8 protein-coding genes and 2 CRISPR repeat arrays (1 of these 10 cut by a window edge) are annotated in these 14,294 nt (G+C 71.7%); all 8 genes read left to right on the top strand.

Features of this window, described 5'->3' with window-relative positions; genetic code table 11:
• Positions 1–19 precede the first annotated feature (19 nt).
• The 8 genes from V9U70_RS25160 to cas2e all read left to right on the top strand — a co-directional run bounded on the left by V9U70_RS25160 (position 20) and on the right by cas2e (position 13,476).
• A complete protein-coding gene (locus tag V9U70_RS25160) occupies positions 20–1,081 on the top strand; it encodes a MarR family transcriptional regulator (protein WP_336678816.1) in 1,062 nt (353 codons plus the stop codon).
• 298 nt (positions 1,082–1,379) lie between these two features.
• Positions 1,380–3,421: direct repeats of the CRISPR family, unit length 29 nt; unit sequence GTGGTCCCCGCGCGTGCGGGGGTGGTCCC.
• 441 nt (positions 3,422–3,862) lie between these two features.
• Positions 3,863–8,515, top strand: coding sequence for a type I-E CRISPR-associated protein Cse1/CasA (gene casA / locus V9U70_RS25155; RefSeq protein WP_336678784.1), 4,653 nt, complete (start codon positions 3,863–3,865; stop codon positions 8,513–8,515).
• On the top strand, positions 8,512–9,285 hold the full coding sequence (gene casB, locus V9U70_RS25150) for a type I-E CRISPR-associated protein Cse2/CasB (RefSeq protein WP_336678782.1): 774 nt from the start codon (positions 8,512–8,514) through the stop codon (positions 9,283–9,285). Before casA ends, casB begins: the two co-directional genes overlap by 4 nt.
• 103 nt (positions 9,286–9,388) lie before the next feature.
• A complete protein-coding gene (gene cas7e, locus V9U70_RS25145; protein ID WP_336678814.1) occupies positions 9,389–10,654 on the top strand; it encodes a type I-E CRISPR-associated protein Cas7/Cse4/CasC in 1,266 nt (421 codons plus the stop codon).
• The gene (gene cas5e, locus V9U70_RS25140) at positions 10,651–11,415 is read left to right on the top strand and encodes a type I-E CRISPR-associated protein Cas5/CasD (protein WP_336678780.1); all 765 of its coding nucleotides are present in this window, start codon (positions 10,651–10,653) and stop codon (positions 11,413–11,415) included. The genes cas7e and cas5e overlap by 4 nt, the downstream gene beginning before the upstream one ends.
• Positions 11,415–12,149 (top strand): type I-E CRISPR-associated protein Cas6/Cse3/CasE, encoded by a 735-nt coding sequence (gene cas6e / locus V9U70_RS25135; protein WP_336678779.1) that lies wholly within the window; start codon positions 11,415–11,417, stop codon positions 12,147–12,149. Before cas5e ends, cas6e begins: the two co-directional genes overlap by 1 nt.
• On the top strand, positions 12,146–13,105 hold the full coding sequence (gene cas1e / locus V9U70_RS25130; RefSeq protein WP_336678777.1) for a type I-E CRISPR-associated endonuclease Cas1e: 960 nt from the start codon (positions 12,146–12,148) through the stop codon (positions 13,103–13,105). The genes cas6e and cas1e overlap by 4 nt, the downstream gene beginning before the upstream one ends.
• Positions 13,102–13,476, top strand: coding sequence for a type I-E CRISPR-associated endoribonuclease Cas2e (gene cas2e, locus V9U70_RS25125; RefSeq protein ID WP_336678775.1), 375 nt, complete (start codon positions 13,102–13,104; stop codon positions 13,474–13,476). Before cas1e ends, cas2e begins: the two co-directional genes overlap by 4 nt.
• 126 nt (positions 13,477–13,602) lie before the next feature.
• A CRISPR array of direct repeats spans positions 13,603–14,294; the repeat unit is 29 nt; unit sequence GTCGTCCCCGCGCGTGCGGGGTTGTTCCC (it continues 3,118 nt past the right edge of the window).

The raw sequence follows: 14,294 nt of genomic DNA, 5'->3' as shown, positions 1-14,294 counted from the left end.
ACACTCCGCCGCGTACCCGATGGCCAAGCCCGGGTACGGCAAACGCTCCGCGCCGGACCAACACCCCCGTACACGTCACGACTTCGCCCTCCTGCCGACGCGTGAGCGGTACGTCGCCGGGTTCGTCGACCACCTCCCCGAAGGGGCGGCCATGAGCGTCAAGCACCTGGCCAAACAGCTCCCGCTCTACGGGCAGCAGGCCATCTCCACCGCCCTGACGGCCCTGTCCGTCGCCGGCCACCTGCGGCGCGTCCGGCGCGCGGTCGGCGTGGGCGACGAGATGCGCTGGGCCTTCCGCACGTTCTGGTCCCGCACAGCGCGCGACAACGAGTGGTGGAACACCTACCTCGCCACCGAGAAGGCCGCCCAGACCGTCAGCTCCGCACCGGTCACCTCGGCCGCCGACACCGTTCCCCCGCCGCCCTGGGCCTCGGTCGAGGAAGCGCCGCCACCCGCACCGGAGGGCCCCGGTGCGGAAGGGGCCCCCGAACCCACCGCCGTACCGCACCGACGCATCCCGGCCCAGGCACCGGACACCGTGCCCACACGCCCTGCGGCCCCGGACGCCGTGCCCGCACCCCCCGCCCCGGGCACTGCCACCGCTACGCCTCACGCCTCCGAGGCCAGCCCCTCTCCCGCCTACCTCGCCCTGGCCCGCCTCGGCCGAGACGACCACCGACTGGCCCTCTCCGCTGACGACTGCGCGAACCTGGAAGCGCAGGCGGCGCAATGGCTCACCCGAGGTGTGACCGTCAGCTACCTGACCAGCACGCTCACAGCAGGGCTCCCCGCCAAGGTCGACTCCCCCGTCGGGTTCCTCCGCCGCCGCCTCGCCGACAAGATGCCACCCCGGCTGCCCACCGAGAACACCTCACCCGACACCCCGGCCCCCGCCCGCCGCCTCCTCATGGAGTGCACCGACTGCGGCCGCCCCGGCCCCCCGGAAGCCCTCCCCGACGGCCTCTGCCGCCCCTGCCACACGACCCATTCCGGGGCCGACGAGAACCCGCCCAGTCCGGCCGAGGTCGCCGACGTCAAGGCACACATGACCAACCTCCGCGACCTGCTCAAGTCCGTCTGAGCTCGACGCTCGTGGCTCAGCGCGCGGGCCCCGGCCGACAGCAATTGCCGACAGAGCGCATTGAGCGGGAGCAGAACGCCCGCACAGGATCAATTCACTTCCGAACCACCCCGGACACGGCGATGACTGCTCGTCCCTTTCGGAGAAGATCGCCCCCTCGCGGCCGGCGAAGGGCAGAATCCCTTCTGACGCACACAGCTTCGAACAAGGCCATTTGCACCACAGGAGAAATATGTCCGCTTCTCAAGAAGTAGGTAAAAACAGCCCCACCGCCGCGTAAACCCGCAGGTCACGAACTGTGGTCCCCGCGCGTGCGGGGGTGGTCCCGGCGCAGCTGTGGACCTGCGGCCCGTCGACGGGTGGTCCCCGCGCGTGCGGGGGTGGTCCCGACTCCGTACGGGCCGCCCGGATCGCGGACGTGTGGTCCCCGCGCGTGCGGGGGTGGTCCTCCGACGCCGACGCCGAGGTCACGGAACTCTTTGTGGTCCCCGCGCGTGCGGGGGTGGTCCCTGCCCCTCGCTCGCGTCCAGGACCGAGTCGAGCGTGGTCCCCGCGCGTGCGGGGGTGGTCCCACCAACGAGTGATCAAGGTCAGGGTGTTGACGGTGGTCCCCGCGCGTGCGGGGGTGGTCCCTCCTCGCCAGGACGCATCAGCTCCGACAGCGGGTGGTCCCCGCGCGTGCGGGGGTGGTCCCCAGTACACGGCCATGGTCATCACGGTCTACGAGTGGTCCCCGCGCGTGCGGGGGTGGTCCCGCGGGGTCGGTCAGCATTCGCTGGTAGGCCCCGTGGTCCCCGCGCGTGCGGGGGTGGTCCCATGCGGAAGTTACGCAACATCCGTAGTACGGTGTGGTCCCCGCGCGTGCGGGGGTGGTCCCGGGGACCGGGCTTGCTTCGGGTGAAGCGAGCGGTGGTCCCCGCGCGTGCGGGGGTGGTCCCGACGAACGGGACCGGGGATCGAAGGGGACCGCGTGGTCCCCGCGCGTGCGGGGGTGGTCCCATCACGCTCTCTACGTGAATACCCGCGACGGGGTGGTCCCCGCGCGTGCGGGGGTGGTCCCACCCCGAAAGGGGGACCCGACCCATGAACCTGGTGGTCCCCGCGCGTGCGGGGGTGGTCCCGGGCCGACGACCGGTGCGCCGTTGACGTCGATGTGGTCCCCGCGCGTGCGGGGGTGGTCCCTTCCTTACGCTGAGAGCCAGACATCCACTTCTGTGGTCCCCGCGCGTGCGGGGGTGGTCCCCTGCGCCAACTCCTTCAACCCCTACGCATCGCGTGGTCCCCGCGCGTGCGGGGGTGGTCCCCTGCGACGACTCGCGGCGTCGCGGTTGTTGTCGGTGGTCCCCGCGCGTGCGGGGGTGGTCCCGCACGCCCGGCGCGCCGAGGGCCTCCAATCCGGTGGTCCCCGCGCGTGCGGGGGTGGTCCCTCACAGGTGTCCCCGTCATTGAAGTACGGAGTGTGGCCCCCGCGCGTGCGGGGGTGGTCCCTACTGGAAGGCGATGAGCTGATGGCGGACGGCGTGGTCCCCGCGCGTGCGGGGGTGGTCCGATCTGGGACGCGCTCACCCACCTCTACGACGTGGTCCCCGCGCGTGCGGGGGTGGTCCCGATGGTGTATCCGGTGGCGCGCATGACGGACCGTGGTCCCCGCGCGTGCGGGGGTGGTCCCCATGCAGAAACTGCTGCTGGACCTGGCCGAGCGTGGTCCCCGCGCGTGCGGGGGTGGTCCCGCGATCCTCGCCCACCACTGGCCGGACGTCCCGTGGTCCCCGCGCGTGCGGGGGTGGTCCAGCCCGACGCTGATTGCGAAGGTGGCCAGGCCGTGGTCCCCGCGCGTGCGGGGGTGGTCCCTCGCCGTCTACAAGACGGCTGGGAAGCACGGTGTGGTCCCCGCGCGTGCGGGGGGTGGTCCCGCCGCGTTGGCCAAGGCCTCGTCGTACTCGGTGTGGTCCCCGCGCGTGCGGGGGTGGTCCCCCTGCCGGTGGTACTCCTCAACCTGAGCGATCGTGGTCCCCGCGCGTGCGGGGGTGGTCCCACGTCGCCACCTCCTGTCTCGAAGGAGTGAGCGTGGTCCCCGCGCGTGCGGGGGTGGTCCCGCTTTGCCTCGCTCGATGTTCTGCACGGTGGCGTGGTCCCCGCGCGTGCGGGGGTGGTCCCTGGGTGGAGTACTCCTGCACCGTGGGCAGCAGGTGGTCCCCGCGCGTCAGGGGGTGGTCCCCGGGACGGGACGACATCGACCTTCGGGTACTGGTGGTCCCCGCGCGTGCGGGGGAGGTCCCGTCTCCGCGCTCGAAGCGGTCCAGCCGACCGAGTGGTCCCCGCGCATGCGGGGCTGCCCCCGTGAGGTAGAGCGGGCGGCCGGGGGCGTAGGCGTCGTCCCCTCGCGCGGGCCCCGGCCCCGGCCGAGTCGCCCCGCGGAGCAGGCACCCCGGACTGGGCCGCGGGGCGAGCCCCGCGGCCCTGTCCGGCAACGGGCCGAGCTACGTGGCCCGCTGCGTACGCGCGCCCTCGCGGCCCCCTTCTCACCGCCCCAAGCGCTGCGAGTCAGCTCACGGGGCCCAGGGTTCAGGGTTCAGGGCCCAGCAACCGGACACACCGCCAGCGGTGCCGAGCGGCCTGCCGCCCACCCCGAACCTGTCTGGAAACCTCCCAGGCACCACCAAGCGAGGCATACGTCAGCAGGTCGGGGCTTCTCGCGGTCACATTCGATCAAATAAGTGCATCTAAATTCATTCTCAGACATCGCGTCCGCCAGCGACTCCGAAGATGTCCAATACGCCCATGAGCCGCGACCAACCGGAAAGCCTTTCGGCCTTCGCCCGCCTGTCCCCCGCATCCCGAACCGCCTGGGGCAAGCACGACCGGCCGACCGAACAGTGGCTCCCCCTCTGGCGTCACATGGCCGACAGTGCCGCCGTAGCGGGTCGGCTCTGGGACATGTGGGTGCCCGGCAACGTGAAGGCGCTCGTCGCGGAGGTGATGCCCGCAGGGGCGGACGACGCTCGGCAACTCGCCGTCTACCTCGCCTGCGTGCACGATATCGGCAAGGCCACCCCCGCCTTCGCCTGCCAGGTGGACGGGCTGGCCGACCGGATGCGTGCGGCCGCGCTCGACATGCCGTACCAGAAGCAGTTCGGGCTGGACCGCAGGATGGCGCCGCACGGGCTGGCCGGGCAGCTTCTCATCCAGGAGTGGCTGGGCGAGCGGTTCGGGTGGAGTGAGCGGGCCTCCGGGCAGTTCGCCGTGGTCGCCGGTGGGCATCACGGCACGCCGCCGGATCACCAGCAAATCCATGATCTCGGGGCCCGACCACGGCTGTTGCGCACCGGGGGCGAGAGCGAGGCCGTCTGGCGGGCGGTCCAGTACGAGTTGATGGACGCCTGTGCCCTGCGGGCAGGGGTGGAAGGGCGGCTCGCGGAGTGGCAGAGCGTCCGGTTGCCGCAGCCCGTCCAGGTCGTGCTCACCGCGATCGTCATCGTCTCCGACTGGATCGCCAGCTCGTCAGAGTTGTTCCCGTACGATCCCGCCTCTTGGTCGCCCGTGGGGAAGGAAGGGGAAAGCCGTCGCCTCACGGCCGCCTGGGCCGGGCTTGACCTCCCCGGCCCCTGGCGGGCCGAGCAACCGACCGGTAGCGCCGCCGAGTTGTTCCGTGCCCGGTTCGACCTTCCGGAGGGCGCCGAGATCCGGCCCGTACAGGAGGAAGCCGTACGCGTCGCCCGGCAGCTGCCCGCCCCCGGCCTCCTGATCATCGAGGCGCCCATGGGGGAGGGCAAGACCGAGGCGGCCTTCGCCGCGGCGGAGGTCATGGCGGCCGGGTCGGGTGCCGGGGGGTGTCTCGTAGCGCTGCCGACCCGTGCCACCGGGGACGCCATGTTCCCCCGGTTGCTGAGCTGGCTGGAGCGCCTTCCGGCGGACGGGCCCCGATCCGTCGTGCTGGCCCACGCCAAGGCCGCCCTCAACGAGGTGTGGGCCGGGATGACGAAGGCCGACCGGCGGACGATCGCGGCCGTCGATCTGGACGGACCGCACGAGGAGGTCTCCCGCGCCGGAGTCGCGAACCGGGTCAACCCCGCCTCCCTCCACGCCCACCAGTGGCTCCGCGGCCGCAAGAAGGGGCTGCTCTCCTCCTTCGCCGTCGGCACCATCGACCAGGTGCTCTTCGCCGGACTCAAGAGCCGTCACCTGGCGCTGCGCCATCTCGCCGTCGCGGGCAAGGTCGTCATCATCGACGAAGTGCACGCCTACGACGCGTACATGAACGCCTACCTCGACCGCGTACTGGAGTGGCTGGCCGCCTATCGGGTGCCCGTCGTAATGCTCTCCGCCACCCTGCCCGCGCGCCGCAGGCGCGAGCTGGCCGCCGCGTACGCCGGGGAGGAGACCCCCGAGCTCGCCGCCGCCCTCGATCTGCCCGATGACGCCTATCCGCTGATCACCGCCGTCGCACCCGGCGACACCGTCCTGACGGCCCGGCCCGAGCCCGCCTCCGGGCGGCGTACCGAAGTGGCGCTGGAGCGGCTGGACGACGCACTGCCCTCGCTCGTGGCACGGCTGGAGGACGAGCTGCGGGACGGCGGCTGCGCCCTCGTCGTACGCAACACCGTCGACCGGGCCCTGGAAGCGGCCCAGCACCTCCGCGCGCACTTCGGGGCCGAGGCCGTCACCGTGGCGCATTCCCGGTTCGTAGCCGCCGACCGGGCGCGCAAGGACACCGAGTTGCGCCAGCGGTTCGGGCCCGGCGGCGACCGCCCTGCCGGGCCGCACATCGTCGTGGCCAGTCAGGTCGTCGAACAGTCCCTGGACATCGACTTCGACCTGCTGGTCACCGATCTCGCCCCCGTCGACCTGGTGCTCCAGCGCATGGGACGGCTGCACCGCCATCCGCGTACCCGGCCGCCCCGCCTCGCGCGGGCCCGCTGCCTGGTCACCGGAGTGGAGGACTGGCACGCGGACCAGCCCGTGCCCGTACGCGGTTCCCTCGCCGTGTACCAGGGGCCGCACACCCTGCTGCGCGCGCTCGCCGTGCTGGGGCCGCATCTCGACGGCGTACCGCTGGTGCTGCCGGACCACATCAGCCCGTTGGTGCAGGCCGCCTACGACGAACGGCCTGTCGGACCGGCGGACTGGGCCCCCGGGCTGGCCGAAGCCCGTAAGCACTACCTGGGCCGGCTGGCCGAGAAGCGGGAGCGGGCGGATGTGTTCCGGCTGGGGCCGGTCCGGCGGGCCGGGCGGCCCCTGTTCGGCTGGCTCGCCGGCAACGCCGGAGACGCGGACGACAGCCGAAGCGGGCGCGCGCAGGTGCGGGACAGTGAGGAGAGCCTTGAGGTGCTGGTCGTCCAGCGCCGCGCGGACGGCCGGCTGACCACCGTGAGCTGGCTCGACGGCGGTCGGGGCGGGCTGGACCTGCCCGAACACGCGCCTCCACCGCACCGGGCCGCCGAGATCGTCGCCGCCTGCGCGTTGACGCTGCCCCGGGCGCTCACGCATCCGGGGGTGATCGACCGGACCATCGCGGAGCTGGAGCGATTCGTCGTACCGGCCTGGCAGGTGAAGGAGTGCCCCTGGCTGGCAGGAGAGCTGCTGCTTGTTCTGGACGAGGACTGTCAGACCCACCTGTCAGGGTGGGAAGTCCACTACAGCGCCGACGACGGACTCCGGGTGGGTCCTGTCGGCGCGCGCAGCGCAAGCAGAGCAAAGGGGCTCGTAGCGGTGGCGTCCACAGTGCCTTCTTTCGACCTGGTCTCCCGGCCATGGCTGCCCGTGCAGTACAAGGACGGTTCCACCGGCGAGCTCTCGCTGCACGACGTCTTCGCGCGGGCGGGCGACATACGCCGCCTGGTGGGCGACCTTCCGACCCAGGAGTTCGCCCTGCTGAGGCTGTTGCTGGCGATTCTGTACGACGCCTTCGACGAGGCCGACGGCAGATCTGGCGGTGCGCCGGCGCAGTTGGAGGACTGGGAGGCGCTCCGGGACGCTCCGGGCTCCTTCGACGTCGTCGCCGACTATCTCGACCGGCACCGGGACCGCTTCGACCTTCTCCACCCGGAGCGCCCGTTCTACCAGGTGGCGGGGTTGCACACGCAGAAGCACGAAGTCGCCTCGCTGAACCGGATCGTGGCGGACGTGCCGAACGGCGAGGCGTTCTTCTCCATGCGCCGGCCCGGTGTGGAGCGGCTCGGACTCGCGGAAGCGGCTCGCTGGCTCGTCCACACCCATGCGTACGACTCGTCCGGCATCAAGTCCGGAATGGAGGGCGACGACCGGGTCAAGGGCGGAAAGGTCTACCCACAGGGCGTCGGCTGGATGGGCGGCCTCGGAGGCGTCCACGCGGAGGGCGCGTCCCTGCGCGAGACGCTCCTGCTGAATCTGATTCCGACGGATGAGGACGTTCTGAAGTCGGATCCGAAGGCCGACCTCCCCGTATGGCGCCGCGATACGCCCCCCGGCCCCGGCGTGGTGGACGTTGATCCTTCCGTGCCCCGCCCCGCAGGGCCCCGCGACCTCTACACCTGGCAGTCCCGGCGGCTGCTCCTGCACGTGGTGGGCCCCGACGCCACCGGCGTCGTCCTCGGTTACGGGGACCCGCTCGCCCCCGCGAACCGGCAGAGGACGGAACCGATGACGGGGTGGCGCCGCAGCCCCGCGCAGGAGAAGAAGCTCGGCCGGTCGCTGATCTACCTGCCGCGTCAGCACGACCCAGCCCGGTCGGCGTGGCGCGGTCTGGCGAGCCTGTTGTACGCCCAGAGGCAGGACGACGCCACCACCGGACGGGGCACGGACCGGAGCCAACCGCCCGGAGTCGTGCGGTGGCTGGCCCTCCTCAGCACGGAAGGCGTGCTCCCGAAGGATTCACTGATCCGTACGAGGCTCGTCGGCGCGGTCTACGGGACACAGCAGTCCGTGGTGGACGAGGTGGTGGACGACTCCATCGCGCTGCCGGTCGTCCTGCTCCACCAGGACCGCCCCCTGCACGGGGCGCTCGCGGTCGACGCGGTCGCCGACGCCGAGCGTGCCGTGTCCGCACTGGGGCACCTGGCCGGGAATCTGGCGCGGGCGGCCGGATCGGAGGCCGGGCCGGCCACATCCACCGCCCGCGACCAGGGATTCGGTGCGTTGGACGGACCGTACCGGCGCTGGCTGGCGGGCCTCGAAGAGGACATGGACCTGGAGCGGGCGCGCGCCGAGTGGCGCTCCACCGCCCGGCTCATCGTGCTCGACCTGGGGCGTGGGCTCCTCGACTCCGCGGGCGGAAGCGCGGCGGAGGGCCGCGTGGTCGAGTTGCCGGGCGTCGGCAAGCGCTGGATCGACAGTTCACGGGCGGACCTGTGGTTCCGGACCCGCATCAACAAGGTGCTGCCCAAGCCGCCCCCAGAAAAGCCTGCTCCGACCGCCGTCGGCCGCGCCGACGAAGCTCCTCCGGAGGGAACCGCATGACCACCACCCCTACGACGACCGGCGTCACGGACGCCTCGCCGCCTCCCCGGGACAGCGTGCCGGCGGCCGAGCGGCTGCCCGCCCATCGGCTGGTCGCCCGCGCGACGGGCACGTACATCGCACGGATCCAGCCCCAGTATCTGTCCGACACGTCGGCCGCCGTGGCGGAGCTCGCCCGGCTGCGGCGCGGAGCGGGGAAGCGGGCTCACCAGGTCCAGGGCCTGTGGGGCGTTGGCGGGACGGAGGAGCTGGCCCGGCTGCTCGACGACCAGGAGGGCTTCTTCCGCCCCGAGTACGCCGAGGAGGCGGTCTTCCTCGCCACCACCTTGTGGGCCCTGCACCAGCAGTCCAGCCGCGACAAGGGCATGCACGACCGGAGGCAGAACCTGGGCGGGGCGGTCCGCACGCTGATCCGGCTGAAGGGGGCCTCCGGCGAAGACGAGGAGGACTCCCCGCTGCGTAAGCGCCTGGTGCGGGTCGGTACGGCCGAGTCCCTCGACTCGGTCGCCGTACGGCTCAGAGAGATCGTGCTGCTCCTGCGCGGCGCGCGGGAGCCCCTCGACTACGCGCGCCTGGCCGGGCAGCTCTACCGCTGGCAGCACCGCCCCGACCGGGCCGGGGTCCAGCGGGAGTGGGGGCGCGAGTTCCATCTGGCCGCCGCCTCCGCCGCGAGGAGGGCGAAGTCGGCCTCCGACGGCGAGACCGGTGACGCGATCGACCGGACGCTGGCCCCGGACGAGGAATTCGGCGGTTACGCGGCCGGGGAATGACGCCCCGCGCCCGCACGCCGTCGCGACGGCCCCGCTTTCGCCCTCCCCTCGTAGAACACCTTCCGCACACGACGACGAACAGAGGATTTGAGCACGCGTGACCCTGAACCGGACAATTCTCGATATCCACATCCTCCAGACCGTTCCGCCGAGCAATCTGAACCGTGACGACACGGGGACGCCGAAGTCGGCGACGTACGGGGGCGTGCGGCGCTCCCGGGTGTCCAGCCAGGCGTGGAAGAGGGCGACCCGCAAGGCGTTCGCGGAACTGCTGGACCCGTCCGAACTCGGCGTCCGCACGAAGAAGGTCGTGGGAGTCCTCGCCGACAGGGTCGTGGGCCTGGACCCGTCGCTGTCCCGTGTTGCCGCGCAGAGCCTGGCGGCGGAGACCATCACCGCGGCGACCGGGTCGAAGGTCGTCGTCCCTGCCCGGAAGAGCAAGCAGGACGTGGAGGACCCCGCCGCCGAGTCCACGTACCTGATGTTCCTGAGCGACCGGCAATACGACGCCCTCGCCGCGATGACGATCGAAGGCGGGAAGGGCGGTGACGTCAAGGCGCTCAAGGACTTCTTCAAGGACAAGGAGAACAAGGCCAGGGCCAAGCAGCTCGTCCTCACCGAGCACTCGGTGGACATCGCCCTGTTCGGCCGCATGGTCGCGGATTCGACCGACCTGAACGTGGACGCGGCGGCCCAGGTCGCTCATGCGCTGAGCGTGCACGCCGTGGAAGTCGAGTCGGACTACTACACGGCGGTGGACGACAAGAACACGGACGCCGAGACCGGCGCCGGGATGATCGGCACGATCGACTTCAACTCAGCGACTCTCTACCGGTATGCCGCGCTCGACGTGAACCGCCTCCAGGAGAACCTGGGCGCCGGACACGACGACGCCCAGCCGGCGGAGCCCACACGGCGGGCCGTCACGGCGTTCCTCGAAGGGTTCATCACCTCCCTCCCCACCGGGAAGATCAACACCTTCGGCAACCAGACCCTGCCCGCCGCGGTGGTGGTGAAGGTCCGTTCCCGCCGCCCGGTCAGTTACGTCGCGGCCTTCGAGGAGCCCGTCGGCGTGGGTCGGGAGGGCGGTTTCCTCAAGGGGAGCTGCGAGAGGCTCGCCGAGTTCGTGCCGGACCTGGAGACGAGCTTCGGCCTCTCCGACGGCCCGGAGGGGTGGGTCCTCCGCGTGGGCAAGGGGACGGAGTCCCTGGGGGCGCTGGGGAAGTCCGTGAGCCTGGCCGAGCTGCTGGCCTCCGTGGGCGACGCGGTGGTCACCCGGCTGGCGCCGGAGGACTCTGACGCGGGGCAGGCCACTGGTACCAGCGGTACGGACGGTGGGCCGGGCGTCGCGCCGGAGCCCGGCGCATGAGCGTGCTGCTGCTGCGGCTCGCGGGCCCCCTCCAGTCGTGGGGATCGGCGGCCCGGTTCACCCGCCGCACCACGGAGAACGCTCCGACCAAGAGCGGCGTCATCGGCCTCCTCGCCGCGGCCCAGGGACGCAGGCGGGACGCCGACCTCACCGACCTCGCGGCGCTGGAGTTCGGCGTACGCGTCGACCAGCCGGGCACCCGGCTGCGCGACTTCCAGACGGCGCACCACAGTGACACGCTCAAGGCGATGCCGCTGTCGGAGCGCTTCTACCTCGCCGACGCGGTGTTCGTGGCAGGCGTGAGCGGCGACCCCGGACTCGTACAGCGGCTGTACGAAGCGCTGCTGGAGCCCGTGTTCCTGCCGTACCTGGGCCGCCGCTCCTGCCCGCCGTCGCGACCGGTGACCGTCGCGGAGCCGCTGGACGGGGAGCTGGAGCCGGCCCTGCGGGAAGCGCCGTGGGAGGCGTCCGGCTGGTACCGGAACCACCGTGCCGCCTCGTTCCGTCGCCGAGGGGTGCCATCGCCCGACGAAGTACGCCTGGACCTCCTGCTGGACAGCCCACCCGACCCCGACCGGCTGCCGGACATCACCCTGCGGGACCTCCCGTTGAGCTTCGACGCGCGCCACCGTCGCTACGGGCTGCGGGGTGTGCGGACCACCGAGACCCGCGTGCCCGTCGCGGCCGGGGCAGCGCGGCCGTCACCGCCGCCCCACGAGCCCACCGCCCTGCTCACGCCCGTCACACCGAGGACCGACTGATGTACCTCACCCGTTTCCGTGTGAACACCGCACGAGCCGATGCCCGCCGGCTGCTCGGCTCGCCGCACCGCGTACACGGCGCGGTGAACGCCTCCTTCCCCACGCCGCCCTCCCGCGACGGTTCGGGCCCCCGGGTGCTGTGGCGGGTCGACCGCAACGGGACCTCCGAGACGTTGCTGTACATCGTCAGCCCCGGCCGCCCCGACCTGACCCACCTGGTCGAGCAGGCGGGCTGGCCTGCCTCGGACGAGCCCGGGTGGACGACGTTCGCGTACACCGATTTCCTCACCGCCCTCCACCCGGGCGACACCTGGGGGTTCAGGCTCACGGCGAACCCCGTGCACAACATCCGCCACGAGCACGTCAAGGAGGGTGAACGAACGAAACGAGCCGCGCACCAATCTCCCCGTCACCAGATGGATTGGCTGCTGAAGCGGGAGGAGGGAGCGGGCTTCGAGGTCGTCCGTAAGCCGGAGGAGCGACGCCTGTTGCCCGAGGGCGACGTGCACGAACTGATCGTCCGCGACCAGACCCCTCTTCAATTCCGACGCGCATCGGAGACGACGCGCGGGAACAGCGACGTGCAGATCACCAAGGTCACCTTCGACGGGCGCCTGCGCGTCACGGATCCGGAGCTCTTCCGCCGCACACTCACCCACGGCCTGGGCAAGGCCAAGGCGTACGGCTGCGGCCTGATGACGCTGGCCCCGGTGCTGGGCAAGGGGGAGGCGTGAGCACGGTCGGCCGCAGGGGAGCGTCCACGCCCCGCGAGCTCACCCGGATCGGCGACCGGCTCTCGTTCGTGTACCTGGAGAGGTGCACCGTGCACCGGGACTCCAACGCGATCACCGCCGAGGACGCGGACGGCGTGACGCACATCCCGTCCGCCACCATCGGCACCCTCCTGCTCGGCCCCGGCACCCGCGTCACCCACCAGGCGATGGCGCTCCTGGGCGACAGCGGTGCGGGCGTGGCCTGGGTGGGCGAGCACGGGGTGCGGTACTACGCGGGCGGGCGGGCCCTGACGCGTTCCTCGGGCCTGATCGAGGCGCAGGCCACCGCCTGGGCGAACCGGCGTACGCGGCTGGATGTGGCCCGCGCCATGTACCGCCTGCGGTTTCCGGGCGAGGACACCACGGGCCGCACCCGCAAAGAACTCCTCGGCAAGGAGGGCACGCGGCTGCGGGAGTGCTACAAACGGGAGTCCCTGCGTACGGGTGTCCCCTGGCGCAAGCGGGAGTACCACCGTGACGACTTCTCGGCGGGGGATGCCCCCAACCAGGCCATCACCGCCGCCGCACAGTGCATGTACGGCGTCTCCCACTCCGTCGTCGTGGCCCTTGGCTGCTCGCCGGGGCTGGGGTTCGTCCACTCCGGCCACGAACGCTCGTTCGTCATGGACGTCGCAGACTTCTACAAGACGGACATCGCCATTCCCGCCGCCTTCGACGCGGCAGTCGAGGGGGTGGACGACATCGCGGCCCGGACCCGCCGGATGCTCCGGGACCGCATCAATCGGATGGGCCTGCTCGACCGCTGTGTCCAGGACATCAAGGACCTGCTCGGCTACGACGGCACCCGAGACACGACCCAGGCGGACAGCACGTCGTCGGACCGGGTCACGCTCCAGTCCGACGGAGATGTCATGGTCGAGGGCGGGCGCAACCACGGAGACGAGATCGTCTGGTGACCGTCATCGTCCTCACCAACTGCCCGGTCGGCCTCCGAGGCTTCCTCACCCGCTGGCTGCTGGAAATCTCCCCGGGCGTCTTCCTCGGCTCTCCGACCACCCGCATCCGCGACCTCCTGTGGGCCGAAGTCCGCGAGTACGCCGGCCAGGGCCGCGCCCTGCTCGCCTACCAGACGGACAACGAGCAGGGCTACGCCTTCGAAACCCACGACCACACCTGGCACCCAACCGACCACGAGGGCCTCACGCTGATCCACCGCCCGAGCACCCACGCCCCGCGGGCGGGGAGCCCGGGGAGCGCGACGGCCGATGTTCCCCGCCAGGGCTGGAGCAAGGCGTCGAAACGACGGAGGTTCGGGGGCGGGAGGTAGGTGCGCGCGGCTATGAGGGCAGAGGCGGGTCGGCGTTCACCACGGGACAGAAGGGCCCTTATGTCCGAATTCAAAGAAGTGGGTAAAAACAAGCTCCTGCCCGCGTAAAACACCACGTCAATGACTGTCGTCCCCGCGCGTGCGGGGTTGTTCCCTGCCCGCGACCTCGGACATGCCCATGGAGATCGTCGTCCCCGCGCGTGCGGGGTTGTTCCCGACTCCTGGATCTCGACACGCCGCGCTCTGCTGTCGTCCCCGCGCGTGCGGGGTTGTTCCCACCCATCGTAAAGCTGCTGTCACCGGGGCGTTGTCGTCCCCGCGCGTGCGGGGTTGTTCCCATCGTCGAGGCCGTCAGGCGCGGCATTTCGTTGTCGTCCCCGCGCGTGCGGGGTTGTTCCCCTCGACAAGGTTCTATCGATCGGGTCCGCGATGTCGTCCCCGCGCGTGCGGGGTTGTTCCCAGGGAGAGCACGTCAGTTTCATCGGGCCCACCGTCGTCCCCGCGCGTGCGGGGTTGTTCCTGTGAGGGCTCCATGACGACGAACGACCTGGTCGTCGTCCCCGCGCGTGCGGGGTTGTTCCCTGCCCCTCGCTCGCGTCCAGGACCGAGTCGAGGTCGTCCCCGCGCGTGCGGGGTTGTTCCCGCCCGCCCCGGATTTCCCCGAGCGCGGACGGTGTCGTCCCCGCGCGTGCGGGGTTGTTCCCCAGACCGTGAACCTGGACCAGCTGGGCGGCGAGTCGTCCCCGCGCGTGCGGGGTTGTTCCCGAAGCTGGTTGGACAACTGCTGCCGGTTCCAGGTCGTCCCCGCGCGTGCGGGG

Origin of the sequence: Streptomyces pratensis (assembly GCF_037137275.1) — a bacterium.
Lineage (GTDB): Bacteria > Actinomycetota > Actinomycetes > Streptomycetales > Streptomycetaceae > Streptomyces > Streptomyces pratensis_B.
The sequence above is the reverse complement of the archived record's forward strand: the minus strand, read 5'-3'. Positions and strand labels throughout refer to the sequence as shown.